This window comes from Celeribacter sp. (assembly GCF_048266405.1).
Taxonomy (GTDB): Bacteria; Pseudomonadota; Alphaproteobacteria; order Rhodobacterales; family Rhodobacteraceae; genus Celeribacter.
Genome location: NZ_JBLWZO010000001.1, coordinates 595,163 through 609,170, shown reverse-complemented (window position 1 = coordinate 609,170; position 14,008 = coordinate 595,163). Strand labels below are relative to the sequence as shown.

The 14,008-nt window shown below is 59.1% G+C and carries 16 protein-coding genes and 1 other RNA gene; 10 read left to right on the top strand and 7 right to left on the bottom strand.

The genetic code is table 11. The features are described 5' to 3' along the window. Positions 1-3: 3 nt before the first annotated feature. The 6 genes from ACN0TS_RS03140 to ACN0TS_RS03115 form a co-directional block, all read right to left on the bottom strand. Positions 4-378: a hypothetical protein gene (locus ACN0TS_RS03140; protein WP_417257844.1), complete on the bottom strand. Its 375-nt coding sequence runs from the start codon at positions 376-378 to the stop codon at positions 4-6. 116 nt (positions 379-494) lie between these two features. Continuing rightward, a complete protein-coding gene (locus tag ACN0TS_RS03135) occupies positions 495-1,634 on the bottom strand; it encodes an SPFH domain-containing protein (RefSeq protein WP_417257843.1) in 1,140 nt (379 codons plus the stop codon). Between the two features lie 14 nt (positions 1,635-1,648). After that, positions 1,649-2,590 (bottom strand): DUF2927 domain-containing protein, encoded by a 942-nt coding sequence (locus ACN0TS_RS03130; protein ID WP_417257842.1) that lies wholly within the window; start codon positions 2,588-2,590, stop codon positions 1,649-1,651. Between the two features lie 19 nt (positions 2,591-2,609). Further along, positions 2,610-3,800, bottom strand: a complete 1,191-nt coding sequence (locus tag ACN0TS_RS03125) for a toxic anion resistance protein (RefSeq protein ID WP_417257841.1) — start codon at positions 3,798-3,800, stop codon at positions 2,610-2,612. Positions 3,801-3,884: 84 nt separating this feature from the next. Continuing rightward, on the bottom strand, positions 3,885-4,775 hold the full coding sequence (locus tag ACN0TS_RS03120) for a 5-bromo-4-chloroindolyl phosphate hydrolysis family protein (protein ID WP_417257840.1): 891 nt from the start codon (positions 4,773-4,775) through the stop codon (positions 3,885-3,887). Between the two features lie 221 nt (positions 4,776-4,996). Beyond that, entirely contained in the window at positions 4,997-6,271 is a 1,275-nt protein-coding gene (locus tag ACN0TS_RS03115) for a pseudouridine synthase (RefSeq protein WP_417257839.1), read from the bottom strand. Positions 6,272-6,351: 80 nt separating this feature from the next. Here ACN0TS_RS03115 and ACN0TS_RS03110 point away from each other — a divergent pair, with 80 nt between their 5' ends. The 10 genes from ACN0TS_RS03110 (at position 6,352) to ACN0TS_RS03065 (ending at position 13,016) form a co-directional block, all read left to right on the top strand. Beyond that, positions 6,352-6,801, top strand: a complete 450-nt coding sequence (locus ACN0TS_RS03110) for a nucleoside deaminase (protein WP_417257838.1) — start codon at positions 6,352-6,354, stop codon at positions 6,799-6,801. A 183-nt stretch (positions 6,802-6,984) separates the two neighbouring features. Beyond that, positions 6,985-7,233 carry a peptidase gene (locus ACN0TS_RS03105; RefSeq protein WP_417257837.1) on the top strand — a complete coding sequence of 83 codons (249 nt, stop codon included), beginning with the start codon at positions 6,985-6,987 and terminating at the stop codon, positions 7,231-7,233. A gap of 3 nt (positions 7,234-7,236) precedes the next feature. Further along, positions 7,237-7,890: a ceramidase domain-containing protein gene (locus ACN0TS_RS03100; protein WP_417257836.1), complete on the top strand. Its 654-nt coding sequence runs from the start codon at positions 7,237-7,239 to the stop codon at positions 7,888-7,890. A gap of 33 nt (positions 7,891-7,923) precedes the next feature. Next, positions 7,924-8,211, top strand: coding sequence for an Asp-tRNA(Asn)/Glu-tRNA(Gln) amidotransferase subunit GatC (gatC, locus tag ACN0TS_RS03095; RefSeq protein ID WP_417257835.1), 288 nt, complete (start codon positions 7,924-7,926; stop codon positions 8,209-8,211). Between the two features lie 4 nt (positions 8,212-8,215). Then, positions 8,216-9,697 (top strand): Asp-tRNA(Asn)/Glu-tRNA(Gln) amidotransferase subunit GatA, encoded by a 1,482-nt coding sequence (gatA, locus tag ACN0TS_RS03090; protein ID WP_417257834.1) that lies wholly within the window; start codon positions 8,216-8,218, stop codon positions 9,695-9,697. A gap of 36 nt (positions 9,698-9,733) precedes the next feature. After that, positions 9,734-10,408 carry a hypothetical protein gene (locus ACN0TS_RS03085; protein WP_417257833.1) on the top strand — a complete coding sequence of 225 codons (675 nt, stop codon included), beginning with the start codon at positions 9,734-9,736 and terminating at the stop codon, positions 10,406-10,408. 3 nt (positions 10,409-10,411) lie between these two features. Then, the gene (locus ACN0TS_RS03080) at positions 10,412-11,116 is read left to right on the top strand and encodes an N-acetylmuramoyl-L-alanine amidase (protein WP_417257832.1); all 705 of its coding nucleotides are present in this window, start codon (positions 10,412-10,414) and stop codon (positions 11,114-11,116) included. Positions 11,117-11,128: 12 nt separating this feature from the next. After that, positions 11,129-11,536: RNase P RNA component class A (rnpB, locus tag ACN0TS_RS03075), an RNA gene on the top strand. A 184-nt stretch (positions 11,537-11,720) separates the two neighbouring features. Then, complete coding sequence (locus ACN0TS_RS03070) at positions 11,721-12,158, top strand: PACE efflux transporter (protein ID WP_417257831.1); 438 nt, start codon at positions 11,721-11,723, stop codon at positions 12,156-12,158. Between the two features lie 147 nt (positions 12,159-12,305). After that, entirely contained in the window at positions 12,306-13,016 is a 711-nt protein-coding gene (locus ACN0TS_RS03065; protein WP_417257830.1) for a DUF533 domain-containing protein, read from the top strand. 66 nt (positions 13,017-13,082) lie between these two features. Here the strand turns inward: ACN0TS_RS03065 and ACN0TS_RS03060 are convergent, their stop codons facing one another. Next, complete coding sequence (locus ACN0TS_RS03060) at positions 13,083-13,991, bottom strand: DMT family transporter (protein ID WP_417257829.1); 909 nt, start codon at positions 13,989-13,991, stop codon at positions 13,083-13,085. Positions 13,992-14,008 lie beyond the last annotated feature (17 nt).

The window sequence follows — 14,008 nt, the reverse complement described above, 5'->3', positions numbered from 1 at the left end:
CGTTTAACGTTCACGTTGTTCAAAGCTCACCAGTTGCGCAATGTCATGGCATTGGGCGGTGGTAAATCGGATGATGTGGCAAAACAGATGCGTGCCTGATCCGTCGCGGGTGAGACGGCCTGAGACTGTGCCCGCTTTGCCATGTGTGACCACTTGGTCGATGGTGATAGAGACAGGGGCTTCGTTGTCGGCGAGGGCTGCCACAATAACATCACGCCCCACGGCACAGGGCGCATCCGAGCGATCCCATGTCGCTGTCACCGCCAACCGCGCCTCGGGCAGGGTGCCAACGCCCATCAGAGCCAGTGCGATCTGCTCGACGGCTTCGCTCTCGGGGGCGATGGCGGCCTTTGCGGAGCGGCGCACTTGGGTTTGCATGGAGGGGCCTCTTCGGTCAGACCGTTCAGTCTTGTGGTGACGAATAGTATCGACACGCGACCTTTAGGGGCCGCGTGTGCGTGCTGGGATGGTTTAGGCCGCGCAGGAGCGTGTGCTTACGCGCCTGGAGGTGGTGGGGGCGGTGGTGCGATGGTGAACAGTTGCGCCAACTCCGTTACCTCGTCGGCCTTGAGCCAGCCGTCCTGACCTGGGGTCCAGACATGGCTGTCGCGTGTGAGTGCGCCACTGGCGACCTTCTGACCCATCTCGGCCTTGGAGAACGGTCCTGTCGTGGTGCCGTTTTCAGCAATGTGCCAGACATGCTCAACAGGGGGCGGGGGCGGTGTCTGAGCAGCTGTGGTGGGACGTGGGCCCCAAGGGCCAGCAAGTCCGCCAGACTGAACGCCCGCGTTTTGTGCCGATTGCGTGGCCATCGCCATGCCCATCCCCGCACCAAGACCCGCGCCCATGCCGGAGGCCATTGCGCTGTCGCCTGCACTCATGGCATCGGCGGCGGAGAACTTCATGTAGTTGTCGAGATTGCCGACAATGCCCATCGAGGTGCGCTTGTCCAACGCTGCCTCAACGGCATCGGGCAGCGAGATGTTTTCGATGTAAAACTCAGGGATTGTCAGCCCGTATTCTGCCACGATCGCGGAGATTTCTGTGGCGACCAATTTGCCCAGATCGGCGGTATTGGCCGCCATATCAAGCACGGGAATACCGCTGCTTGCGATGATGCGCGAAAAGGCCTGAACGATGATGTTGCGGATCTGGTAGCTGATCTCGTCCATCGTGAATTCGCCGTCCGTGCCGACGATTTCGGTGAGGAACCGCGCAGGGTCCGACACTTTGACCGCGTAGGTGCCATAGGCGCGGATGCGCACGGGGCCAAACTCGGGGTCGCGGCACATGATCGGGTTTTTGGTACCCCATTTGAGATTGCCGAAACGGGTGGTGTTGACGTAATAAATTTCCGATTTGAACGGTGATTTGAACCCGTGATCCCAATGGTTGAGTGTCGTCAGGATCGGCATGTTGTTGGTCTCAAGCATATAGAGACCGGGGGTAAACACGTCCGCCAACTGTCCTTCATGTACGAATACGGCTGCTTGGCCCTCGCGCACGGTCAGTTTGGCCCCGTATTTGATCTCATGGGCTTCGCGCTCAAAGCGCCAGACCATCGTGTCACGGCTGTCGTCGACCCAGTGAATGACGTCGATAAATTCGCCGGAAAGAAAATCGAAAATTCCCATGTCGGACTCCTGTCTTATGAAGATTCGCCCATCAATTCGCGTGCGATTTGGGTCGCAATGACGCGGGCAGTGTCGGGTGGCATGCCGGCTTTTAGCCGGTCGTCGTATAGGATGCGCAAAAGCAATTCGTCGTGACGCGTGAGCAGCGCGAATTCCTCGTCATCGTTGAAGATGGACGGGCGCGCGCGGGGGCTGTCATTGGCCAGGCCAAGCCCCTGTGCGATTTCCTCGTGGAAGCAGGATTTGCGCATAAGGTCGGGGTGTTCGCCGCGAATAACCGCTACGGCGGTGGTGTAGGCGCCGTCATCGTCAGGATCGGAAGCAATCACGAGGCAGTAGGCCGAGGAGGGCATGTTAACGACCGAACGGATCGCTGCCTTTGGCAGACCGGGGATCAGTTGCGTGAGGCGGGGAGCAGCGGCGCGGCGCTCGTCTTCGTTGAGGACAAGCACATGGAAATTCGGGCGGTCCGAGACGGAAATGGGGTGACCCGTGGCGCGTCCCAATTGTGCGCTCAATGCACTCAATGTGGCTCGGTCCTTGGCGCGTTGGGCTTCGGGGACAGAGGCCCCGAATTCAAGCCCGAGCCGCACTGGGATATTCCATTTGTGTAAGGACGAGCTCTGGGTGCGGGCCACATAGTGTCCGCCCACATCTGTATATTCGTCGTTAAGCGCAATGGCCTCGAAATTGGTGGCCAACTGTCGCGCGCCAAAGGGCGTGTCTGGCCCGCCGCCATCGGTGCGCATCAATTCGTTGCGCAACAGGTCTGCTTGGACCTTGGCGTAATAGCGCGACATTTCAAGGCTTGCCGCCGAGCGGGTGGCTGGGGTTGACGGGGCGGGTGTAGATGAAGGCACGCCTGCAGGGCGCGGCGTTGGAGCCGATTGCGGAGGGACAGACGCCACGCAGGCGCTTAGGGCGAGCGCCACCGCGCCCGCACCCACCGTTTTCATGATCCCGCTGCCGCCCATATCAGGACGGAACGGACGTGGCTGCGTTGTCGCCTGTGCCCGTGCTCTTGGATTTGGCAGAGGCCAGAGCATCACGCAGCTCGCCTTCCATTTTCTTAAGCTCTTCTTCAGCGGAGGCGCGTTTGCGCTTGCCCTCGTCGGCGATTTGGAGGCTTTCCTCAATGGTGGCGATCAACTCGGCATTGGCCGTTTTGACGGCTTCGATGTCGAACACGCCGCGCTCCATTTCCTCGCGCACAACCTTGTTCGCTTGGCGCAGGTTCTTGGCGTTTGAGGTCAACAACTCGTTGGTTAGATCATTGGCCTCTCGCACCGCATTGGCGGCTTCGGCTGACCGCTGTATGGTTACGGCTTGGGCCAGTTGCGTTTCCCAAAGCGGAACGGTGTTCACAAGTGTGGAATTGATTTTCGTGATCAACGATTTGTCATTTTCCTGCACCAAGCGGATCGAGGGCAGGGATTGCATGGTGACTTGGCGTGTCAGTTTGAGGTCGTGAACGCGACGTTCGAGGTCGTCACGTGCCGAACGCAGATCGCGCAATTCCTGCGCCAGCATCACCTGCTTTTCCTCGGCGGCGGCGTTGACCTTCATCTCCTTGGCAGGGATGGTTTTGGTGTCGAGTTCTTGAAGCTTTTTCTCGCCCGCGCGGATGTAGACGGCCAGTTCGTCGTAGAAGGCCAGTGTTTTCGCGTAGAGAATGTCGAGCGATTTGACGTCTTTGAGCAGCTTGTGCTCGTGGCTCAGGAGATTGTCGGTGATCTTGTCGATCTGTTCCTGAACAGTCTCGAAACGAGCGATGAATTTCGCCATGGGGGCGGCGCGTCCCAACAGTTTTTCCCACCATGACCGTTCGCGGCGCACGTCTAGTTCGGAGACGGAGAAGCCGCGAATGGTGGAGACGATGCTGCGCAGGCTGTCACCTGCGGGGCCAACGTCCTTGTTACGGACTTCAGCGAGCATGGATTGGGAGATTTCTTGCAATTCGGCCTGAGCGCCCGAGCCAAAGCGAACGATGGAGCCCGTGTCGGTCATGTCGATTTCGGCCATCGCACGTTTGACGTCTTCGGCGGCGGGCGCATCTTTGCCGCGCACAGGTACCAATTCGCCTTTAGGTTCAGGAAGAACCACCGCGGTGATTTCTTCGACGTCTTTGAGTGTTGCTTCTGCCTTCTGGCGCACGGTGTCCGACATGTGTTTACCCTTCGTCCGATATGGATGTGTAATGTTTAATTCTTTTGGCCCGGCGTGTCATGCAGTGCGCGCCGTGGCTTGTGTTTAGCGGATGCCTTCGCGAGACAATCGTTCGCGAAGCACGTCGATCTCAATGTCGAGATCGGTTTTGTTATCAATGAGGAGCTTGTCTGTGCGGGCTGCAAAGTTCGCCTCCAGATCGTCCAAGAGTGCAAACCATGAGCTTCGCGCCTCGGCATTGCGCGAGCGCTCCCACAGGTCCACGAATTTGGTGGTCGCATCCCGTGCGCCCAATAAGTAGACGCCCAAATATTTGCGGGCGGCGGTGAGATCGCGGGGGTCTTCCTCTACGGTGCGGCACATGGTGCGGGCGGTGGTGATGAATTGATCCAGACGACGCTGTGCTTCGCGGTCGCGGGTGCGCAGCATCGCTTGGTGCATGATTTCGAGATGTCCCTCGGCCTCATCCACAACGCGCGCCACGCGGTCTTGTTGAAAGGTGTCGATCCCGTCCATGCCTTTGTTTTTGAGCGGATCAAGGCCAAAGGCGAGACTGTGCAAAATCGTTCCGAGAACGGCAAAAATCACCGTTTCGGCCACACCCCAACCGAACCACCCGACAAGGCCAAGACCGAGGCCAGTGAGGAGTGAGCCGAAAATTTTGCGCGGAAACGCAGGGCGGCGGGAGACTTTGCGGGCTTCATAGGCCTCTTGGGCTTTTAATCCTTCGCGGGTCAGGAATCCTGCTCCGACAAGACAGCCCAATGCGGCGAGATAGCCCGCCATCGTCTCAGGGTCGGCCTGAAAGGCTTTCCATGCCAAAGGGATCGCGGCGAAGAACAACAGGTTCGAGCGTGCTCCGACATGCGTGGGGCGCTTGCCGTCAAACGGGCGTTTGTCGGTGGGGGCCGAGGAGGGCGTCGTCGTGGTGGCGTTGTCCTCGGGTGAAAAGGTAGAGCCGTAGCGTTTGGCCATGCTCACATTCCCTGCGCTTTGATCGTTGCGTAAAAGGTTAGCGCCACCAAAAGGTAGTAGGCCAGTTTTGAAAACTTACTGTCACTCATCCGTGCGTCTCTTTCCCTCACGCGATCGTTATTCCTCCAGATATAGGAAGGAATGAGGCCTCTTGAAAGGGTTAAGGCGTCAAGGGCGGTTTGTTGCCGCCCTTTTACGTTAAGTTTTTCGCTCTTGTGCGTTTAATCGCGCGATCTGGGTTTGCCTGAAGGCTTGCCGTGGGATTTGAAGCCGCCCGAGCGGGGTTTGCCGTCAGATCCGCCGCCATGAGACTTGAACCCTGCTGAACGGGGTTTGCCATCTTTGCCACCGCCGTGGGATTTGAAGCCTTTGGATTTGAACCCGCCAGCCTTGCCATCGCGATCTCCGCCACGGCCTGCGCCATCACGATCATCGCGGCGCGGCCCGCCTTTACCTTTAAACCCGCCGCCTTCACGCGGTTTGAAGCCACCGTCACGATCGCCATCGCGTTTTTTGAAGTCACGATCCCCGTCACGCTTTTTGAACCCGCCATCGCGGTCCCCGTTACGAGGTTTGAACTCGCGGCCTGCGTCACTGTCGCGCCCGTCACGGGAGACTTGGCGCTTGGGTTGGCTGCCATCTTCGATGTCGATGCCAAGTTGGTCTCGCAATATACGGGGTTTCACTTCTTCGACCTCGCCTGGCTTGATAAATCCAAGGCGGAAGGGGCCGTAGGAGATGCGGATCAGGCGGTTCACGGTCAATCCGACGTGTTCCATAGCACGGCGAATCTCGCGGTTCTTGCCCTCGCGGATGCCCACGGTCAGCCATGCGTTCGCGCCCTGTTGGCGGTCAAACACCACTTCCATCGGTTGGAAATTCTCGCCGTCAATTGTGATGCCTTTGCGCAGTGGTTCAAGGGTGGCCTCTGTCGCGTTGCCTTTCACGCGGACGCGGTACTTGCGCATCCAACCCGTGTCGGGCAGCTCCAACAGGCGTTTGAGTTCGCCATCATTGGTGAGCAGCAACAAGCCCTCGGAGGTGATGTCGAGACGACCCACCGACATGACGCGGGGCAGATTTTTGGGCAGGTTCGCAAACACGGTGTCGCGGCCCTTTTCGTCTTTCTCGGTTGTCACCAAGCCAGTGGGCTTGTGATAGAGCCACATGCGCGGCGGCTCGGCGTCGCCCACCTCTTTGCCATCCACCGTGATGCGATCCTTGGGCAGGACGTTGAGGGCAGGGGAGACAACTGTGCGGCCGTTGACCGTTACGCGGCCTTCTTCGATCATCACTTCGGCGTCGCGGCGCGAGGCGATGCCCGCGCGGGCCAGAACTTTGGCAATCCGATCACCGGGACGTGTTTCACCCTCTTTGATCTTCTGATCGCGCTTGGCATCTTGTGGGCGGAATCCCCGTTTGAAGGTCTTACCGCCTTTGGAAGCGGGGCCTTTGGACGATGGACGAGCGGGTTTTTTATCTGTGGGGCGTGTCATACGCCTGCCATAGTGCGCTTTGATGCACTTGGGAAGGGGGCACGACTTGCGTTGTGCGCATTTCCGCGTCACGAAAGGGCATGACATTTCGATCTTATATGGATTTGGCCTTTGAAGAGGCCCGTTTAGCCCAGGAGCGCGGTGAGGTGCCCGTGGGCGCTGTTGTGATTTCTCCGAGCGGAGACGTCATCGGGCGTGGCGGCAACGAGACCCGCGCGGGCTATGACCCGACCGCCCATGCCGAGATCGTGGCAATTCGCGCGGCCTGTGCGGCTTTGGGGGTGGAGCGCCTTACGGGCTGTGATCTTTACGTAACGTTGGAACCCTGTCCGATGTGTGCTGCGGCCATTTCAAACGCGCGGATTGCGCGGCTCTATTACGGGGCGGGCGATCCCAAATCGGGCGGCGTTGCGCATGGAGCCAAGGTTTACGCCCATCCTCAATGTCACCACACGCCCGAAGTTTATGACGGGATCGGCGCGGGCGAGGCCGAGGAGATGTTGCGCGCGTTTTTTGCGGTTCGCCGCTAAGGCGTGGTGGTCTGTACCGTCACACTTGCAGTAACGCCCCTGTTGGGGTAGAGATCATCGGCGCGGCCAATTTGGGTGCGCATATTCCTAAATCATTGAAATGACGCCCGTTTGTGGGGCCAGAGACCTGCGCATCTTTTGGTGTGGGCCTGCCGCGCTATGGGCATTTGCACGAGAGTCGAGATGTTTGAGATGACCCTGATGCGCTATGAGCGCGCTTTGAAAAATGCGGCTTTGATCCTTGGGATCTTGTCGACCGTGGCGATTGTTCAAAACTGGTACCCGTTGAATATGTTCCTCTCCTTGCCCTTTTGTATGATCTGGATGGGCATGGGGTGGCTTCACACCGAGCGCCAGTTAAAGTGGATCAACATTCTCTTCGCGGGCTTTTATGCCTATGGCATCGCGCGGTATTTCTATTTGGGAGCCTAAATCATGGCATGGTCCACGCAGATCGACAGTTATTGTGAGCGGGTGGATTTCACCTTTTGGTCCGAGCCCGTCAATGCGTTGACCAACGCCGCGTTTTTGATCGCCGCTCTTTATGTGTGGCCGCGCGCCAAGGCGACCCCGATGGGGCGCGCTCTTGCGGTCATCCTGTTTGTGATCGGGCTTGGCTCGTTTGCCTTTCACACCTTTGCAACGGGGTGGGCGTCTTTGGCGGATGTCCTGCCCATCGTTGCCTTCATCCTCACCTACATCTTCGCGGCCAATCGTGATTATTTCGGACTGTCTACGGGTCGGGCCGTTTTGGTGACATTGCTGTTCTTTCCCTTTGCGGCCGCCACAGCGCCGCTGTTTGCCCAACTTGGTCTGGGGTCGTCGGCGGCTTACGCGCCTGTGCCGCTGTTGATCTTTATCTATGCCTATCTGCTCAAGGCCCGTGCGCCCGAAACGGCGCGGGGCATGGCGGTGGGGGCGGTGATTCTGTGCATCTCTATCGCGCTGCGCGTGGCCGATGCGCCGCTCTGTGGTCGCCTCCCGCTTGGCACTCATTTTGCATGGCATATCCTCAATGCGCTCATGCTCGCCCATATGATCCGCGTTTATAGCCGCCACATGCTTGAAGCGGGCGGTATGACGCGCTAAAGCCTGATCCAACTAAATTGACGGAGCCTCCCCATGTCCATCGACATTGATACTGCACGCCGCGTGGCCAAACTGGCCCGCATCCGCGTCGAGGAAGACGCGCTTCCCGCGCTCGCCCAAGAGTTCAACGCCGTGCTCGGCTTTATCGAGCAACTGCAAGAAGTCGATGTCGAAGGCGTCGAGCCGATGACCTCCGTGACGCCGCAGCGGCTCAAGCGCCGTGGTGATGATGTCACCGATGGCAACCAACAAGAGAAAATCCTCGCCAATGCGCCCGATGCGCGCGAAGGATTTTTTGCCGTACCCAAAGTGGTGGAGTGAGCCAATGACCGATCTGAACAAACTCACCCTGTCTGCGGCCCGTGACGGCCTGCGTGCGAAAGAGTTCACATCTGTGGAATTGACCGAGGCCTGTCTTTCCGAGATTGAGGGGGCGGGCGCGCTCAACGCCTTTGTCCACAACACGCCCGAGGTTGCCCGCGCACAGGCCGCCGCCGCCGATGCGCGTCTTGCGGAGGGCGATGCGCCTGCGATGTGTGGTCTGCCCATCGGGATCAAAGACCTGTTTTGCACCAAGGGTGTCGCGACCCAAGCCGCCTCGCGCATTCTCGATGGTTTCAAGCCCGAGTATGAAAGCACCATCACCACCAAGCTGTTTGACGCAGGCGCGGTGATGCTCGGCAAGCTCAATATGGACGAGTTCGCGATGGGCTCGTCAAACGAGACCTCTGTCTACGGCGATGCGGTGAACCCGTGGAAAGTCGATGATCGCAACCTGACCCCTGGAGGTTCGTCGGGTGGGTCGGCTTCGGCAGTGGCCGCTGACCTGTGTCTGGCTGCAACCGGCACCGACACGGGTGGCTCGATCCGCCAGCCCGCCGCCTTTACGGGGATCGTCGGGATCAAACCGACCTACGGGCGTTGCTCGCGTTGGGGCGTTGTGGCCTTTGCCTCCTCGCTCGATCAGGCGGGTCCCATGACCAAATCCGTGCGTGATGCCGCAATGATGCTTGAGACCATGTGTGGTCACGACGCGATGGACAGCACCTCGGCCGATATTCCTGTGCCGAACTTTGAGGCGATGCTGACAGGCGACATCAAAGGCAAGAAAATCGGTATCCCGAAAGAATACCGCATCGAGGGCATTTCCGACGAGATCGCCAAACTTTGGGACGATGGTGTGAAAATGCTGCGCGACGCAGGGGCCGAGATCGTTGATATTTCCTTGCCGCACACCCAATATGCGCTGCCCGCCTACTACGTGATTGCGCCTGCGGAAGCCTCCTCCAACCTCGCGCGCTATGATGGTGTCCGCTACGGCCACCGCGCCACTTTGGCGGCGGGTGAAGGCATTGACGACATGTACGAGAAAACCCGCGCCGAGGGCTTCGGCCACGAGGTGCAGCGCCGCGTGATGGTCGGCACCTATGTGCTGTCCGCGGGCTTCTACGACGCCTATTACAACCGCGCGCGTCGTGTTCGCACCCTGATCAAGCAGGACTTTGAAAACGTGTTCGCGCAGGGCGTCGATGCGATTTTGACCCCTGCCACCCCGTCTGCGGCCTTCGGTTTGGGCGAGATGTCCGAGACCGATCCGATCCAGATGTACCTCAACGATGTGTTTACCGTGACGGTGAACCTCGCAGGTCTTCCCGGGATTTCCGTGCCTGCTGGGCTGTCGGCGGAGGGTCTGCCCCTTGGTCTGCAACTGATCGGCAAGCCGTGGGAAGAGGGCGATCTGCTGAATATCGCACATTCTCTTGAGGATGCCGCAGGGTTTGTTTCCAAGCCTTCTAAATGGTGGTAGGTGAAAACATCTGTTCATTTTTCTGGAGTGTTCCCGATGATCGGTCGCGCCTCTCTTTTGCTTGTGTCTTTCGCCGCGCTGAGCGCCTGTGATCAACCCACTGTCCCTGATAGCGGGGCAGGCGTGGGTTTCGGGTCATATACGGCCTATCAAGCACAGCGCGAGCAGGAGTTGATTGCGGGCGGCGAAGGCAGTTCCGTTTCTGTGCTGCCTCCGCGTGCTTCGACTGACAGTTCTACCGATCAATTGATCGCGGATGCGGCTGCGGCGATTCCGAATACGGCAGTCCCTGCGACAGTAGAGAATTCCGTTGGTATTTCGGCGGAGAATGATTTCGACGCCGTTGCAGGCGAGCGCTCCATTGAGGAAGACGCGGCCCGTGTGGCAGCCAACCGTTCGCAATATCAGGTCGTCGAACCCACTGCGCTCCCAAGTCGTCCGAGTGGTTCGACCACCTCGCTTGTGACTTTCGCCTTGTCGACACAGAACAATGTGGGCCAACCGATCTACAAACGTTTGATTCCCGGTGCTGCGGCCCGTCAGGCACGCAATTGTGCGAAATACCCTTCGCCTGATCTGGCGCAAGAGGATTTCCTCAAAAGTGGTGGACCCGAGCGCAATGCCAAGGGGCTTGATGCCGACGGCGACGGGTTTGCCTGTTCGTGGGATCCGGCACCGTTCCGTCTGGCCGCATCTGCTCGCAACAACTGATCCATGTCTGATCTGACGATCATTGATCATCCGTCGCCAAACTTTGGCGAACGGCGTGGTGGTGTGCGTCCCGATATGGTCGTGATCCACTACACCGCGATGGCCTCCGCCGCCGAGGCCTGTGAGCGGTTGTGTTCCAATGAGGTCGAGGTCTCCGTACATTATCTGATCGACGAGCAAGGCCGTGTGCAGCGTCTTGTGGATGAGGCGATGCGAGCATGGCACGCGGGCGCAGGGCAATGGGGCGATGTGTGCGACGTCAACTCCCGCTCTATCGGTATTGAGCTTTCCAACACGGGCTCCACGCCGTTTTCAGCGCTGCAAATGGACGCGCTTGAGGCGCTGCTCGCGGGGATACTTGCGCGGCATTCCATTCCGTCTGAACGCGTCATTGGTCATTCCGACATGGCCCCCACACGCAAAATCGACCCGGGACCACGATTCGATTGGCGGCGCTTGGCGCGTCGTGGCTTGTCGGTTTGGCCCGACGTCGCGCGCACACCTGCGCAAAAAGTCTCACAAGCGGCCTTTGATGCGGCGCTCGACGCCTTTGGCTACGCGCCATGTGACGTCCCCGTAGCGCGCCTCAATGCGTTTCGCGACCGCTTTCGCCCGCGCCACACTGGCCCGCTTGATGGCGTTGATCTCGCGATGGCCCAAGACCTCGCGCGGCGCTTTCCCGTTGACCGCAGCCCTTCCACCGCCTAAGTCCCAACCCGCACGGATGGCTGGATGACCGCGGGTTTTGGGAGCGCAAGCTTACTGGGACGCGAGGAAAGTCCGGACTCCATTGAACAACAGTGCCGGGTAACGCCCGGCGGGGGCAACCCTAGGGACAGCGCCACAGAGAACAGACCGCCTTCTATACGGAGGTAAGGGTGAAACGGTGGGGTAAGAGCCCACCGCGCGAGCGGCAACGCAAGCGGCACGGCAAGCCCCACTGGGAGCAATGCCAAATAGGGGTCTCGTGTGAGGTCTGTTGTGCGTTCGCGCATACCGCTCACAGGGAGGTTCAAGCCCGAGAGACCCGGGTTGGCAGCTTGAGCGTATTGGTAACAATGCGCCTAGAGGAATGGTCATCGAGGGGGCAACCCCAGACAAAATCCGGCTTATAGGCCATCCGTGCAAATTATGATCAGACCTTTGATGTGACACCTTCGAGGCGACAGAGATCAGATCATCGCGGTCACATCGGCGTGAGGGTGCTGCCCCTCTTGAATGCCGCCCATGTCTTCGTATATGTGGCCTGTGAGGACGACCTCCCCAAATGGACAAATTTCTGGGACGACCCAGAGCCACAATTGAGGTTGCTATGCGCTCTCCGCTTGATCGTCTTCGTCACGCTATCTTCTTTGAAATCCTCGCTCTTGTATTGGTTGTTCCGATCGGCGCCGTCGTCTTTGGACTGCCGATTCACGATTTCGGAGTTGTCGGTGTTGTTAGCGCTACGCTCGCGATGCTTTGGAACGGGATCTATAATTACGTATTCGATCTGGTGCTGCGGCACCTTACAGGCACCACGCTGAAGGCTGGACGCGCACGTATTTTGCACGCTGTTCTCTTTGAGCTTGGTTTGTTGATCGTCTTGATTCCGTTCATCGCGTGGTATCTCGCCATCCCACTTTGGCAGGCCTTTTTGATGGATGTGTCCTTGGCGGGTTTCTACATCGTTTATGCCCTTGGCTATAATTGGGCCTATGACAAGATATTCCCCCTGCCGGAATGGAGCCAGCCGTTGGAAGCCGAGTAGAGCTGCGTTTGCGTCGCTGACAGCCGCTGTAGAGGCTGGGTGGTGGCATGCCGCCCAAAGCGCAGCTTCCAAGGGTGCAAGCGCTTGGAATTTGCTCTCAACGTCCCCATATTGATCTCAATAGTTATTCCACAGAGGGAAATCCGTATGAGTTTCGTGAAAACACTGGCCACTTTGGCTGTCGGCTTTGCGGCCGCAAAGGGCGTTAGCAAAGTAAAGGCGATGGGCGGCATGGACGGCGTGCGTGACGCGTTGCGCAAATCCGGGTCTGAGGGCGGCATGGCTGACCAAATGGGCAAGATGGCGGAACAGTTCGGCGTTCCCGGCGGGGCTGATGTCGTGCGCAACATGATGGGCAAGTTCGGGAATCAGGCCGCGGATATGTCCGAGGCGACCGAAGCGGGTCTTGGCTCGCTCATGTCCGCAATGGGTGCGGCGGCAACGGCGGGGGCGGGCGGTCTGTCCGAAATGTTCTCGGCTGTGACCAAAGACACGCCTGTGGGTGAAGTGGCCGAAGAGAACGCTAAACTGATGATCAGCGCGATGATCATGGCCGCTAAATCTGATGGCGAGATCGACGCCGAAGAGCGCACCAAGATTCTCGATCACCTGACCGATGCCTCCGATGAAGAAATTGCCTTTGTCCAAGAGCAGCTCGACGCGCCCGTTGATGCGCTGGCTTTGGCCCGTTCGGCGGGTGAAAACGCCAAGGTTCAGGTGTATACGGCTGCGCTTATGGCGATCTCCGTCGATACGGATGCCGAAAAGACTTTCCTCGCGACATTGGCGCAGGGGCTCGACCTCGACAGCGTGAAAGTGGCGGAGATTCATACCTCAATGGGTAAGCCTGTTTTCTAAGGCTCTAAACCATAGAGAACTAAGTAAGGGCGGCTCATCGGGCCGCCCTTTGCGTTCTACGGGGCCTTATGCGGGCTGCGCCGCGCGGCTTTCCTGTCGCAAGAGATAGAAAGACGCGCCGAGGATCATAAGCGATCCGATCCACATGGAGCCGGGGGGTACAAAGCCAAAGGCAAGGACGCCGAACCCGACATTCAGTGGCAGCTTGAGGTGGTCGAACGGCTGCAAATAGGCCGCGTCCGCGATGGCATAGGCCTTGGCGATGGCATATTGCGACAGCGCGGTCAGTAGCCCCGCTACGATCAAAATCAGGGCCGTCACCCCGCCACCCGGGGCGATGCCGCCTTCGAGCGCGAGGCCGAAGTTTAACGGGGTCAGCAGGAGCAGCAGATAGACGGTGAGGCTCTCAGGGCTCTCTGTGCGGGTCATGCGCTTCGTCAGGAGCGAGGTGAGCGCCCAGAAGGCCGCAGCCCCCACAGGGTAGAGCACATAGAGCGAGAAGCTCTCCGACCACGGGGCAAGGATGATCATGCCGCCAGCGAAGCCCGCAGACACAGCCAGCCATCGTTCAAGCGTTGCTGCCTCGTCGAGAAACAGGTTGGCGCCGAGGGTGACGAAAAAGGGCGAGAGCATGATGAGCGCAATGGCCTGCCAAATCGGCACATGGGCCAGCCCCGCAACCCAAAGCTGCACCCCGATCACAGCGGCGCCGACGCGGATGAGGTGGAGCATCAGGCTATTGGTTTTCATCGCCCGCACCCCTTCGCGGATCACCCAGGGCAGGGAAAACAGCAAGGCAATGAAATACTGCCAGAACGCCATGCGTGCCGAAGGCACGGCCAGCATCATCGTGGCATATTGAGTCATAAGGTTGATCAGCGCGAATAAGGTGCCGGCGATCACCATCAACAACGCACCGGAACGCGCGGGGCCCATGGTCGCAATCAGACCGGTCAGGCGGGTGGGAAGAGTCATGTATCAAGTCCTTTCAT

Excerpts from the sequence above, each read along its gene's own strand:
- gatA (WP_417257834.1), top strand. The coding sequence starts at position 8,216 with ATGACCGATCTGAACAAACTCACCCTGTCTGCGGCCCGTGACGGCCTG.
- ACN0TS_RS03085 (WP_417257833.1), top strand. The coding sequence starts at position 9,734 with ATGATCGGTCGCGCCTCTCTTTTGCTTGTGTCTTTCGCCGCGCTGAGC.
- ACN0TS_RS03125 (WP_417257841.1), bottom strand. The coding sequence starts at position 3,800 with ATGTCGGACACCGTGCGCCAGAAGGCAGAAGCAACACTCAAAGACGTC.
- ACN0TS_RS03120 (WP_417257840.1), bottom strand. The coding sequence starts at position 4,775 with ATGGCCAAACGCTACGGCTCTACCTTTTCACCCGAGGACAACGCCACC.
- ACN0TS_RS03140 (WP_417257844.1), bottom strand. The coding sequence starts at position 378 with ATGCAAACCCAAGTGCGCCGCTCCGCAAAGGCCGCCATCGCCCCCGAG.
- ACN0TS_RS03130 (WP_417257842.1), bottom strand. The coding sequence starts at position 2,590 with ATGAAAACGGTGGGTGCGGGCGCGGTGGCGCTCGCCCTAAGCGCCTGC.
- ACN0TS_RS03065 (WP_417257830.1), top strand. The coding sequence starts at position 12,306 with ATGAGTTTCGTGAAAACACTGGCCACTTTGGCTGTCGGCTTTGCGGCC.
- ACN0TS_RS03135 (WP_417257843.1), bottom strand. The coding sequence starts at position 1,634 with ATGGGAATTTTCGATTTTCTTTCCGGCGAATTTATCGACGTCATTCAC.
- ACN0TS_RS03105 (WP_417257837.1), top strand. The coding sequence starts at position 6,985 with ATGTTTGAGATGACCCTGATGCGCTATGAGCGCGCTTTGAAAAATGCG.
- gatC (WP_417257835.1), top strand. The coding sequence starts at position 7,924 with ATGTCCATCGACATTGATACTGCACGCCGCGTGGCCAAACTGGCCCGC.
- ACN0TS_RS03115 (WP_417257839.1), bottom strand. The coding sequence starts at position 6,271 with ATGACACGCCCCACAGATAAAAAACCCGCTCGTCCATCGTCCAAAGGC.
- ACN0TS_RS03060 (WP_417257829.1), bottom strand. The coding sequence starts at position 13,991 with ATGACTCTTCCCACCCGCCTGACCGGTCTGATTGCGACCATGGGCCCC.
- ACN0TS_RS03080 (WP_417257832.1), top strand. The coding sequence starts at position 10,412 with ATGTCTGATCTGACGATCATTGATCATCCGTCGCCAAACTTTGGCGAA.
- ACN0TS_RS03070 (WP_417257831.1), top strand. The coding sequence starts at position 11,721 with ATGCGCTCTCCGCTTGATCGTCTTCGTCACGCTATCTTCTTTGAAATC.
- ACN0TS_RS03100 (WP_417257836.1), top strand. The coding sequence starts at position 7,237 with ATGGCATGGTCCACGCAGATCGACAGTTATTGTGAGCGGGTGGATTTC.
- ACN0TS_RS03110 (WP_417257838.1), top strand. The coding sequence starts at position 6,352 with ATGACATTTCGATCTTATATGGATTTGGCCTTTGAAGAGGCCCGTTTA.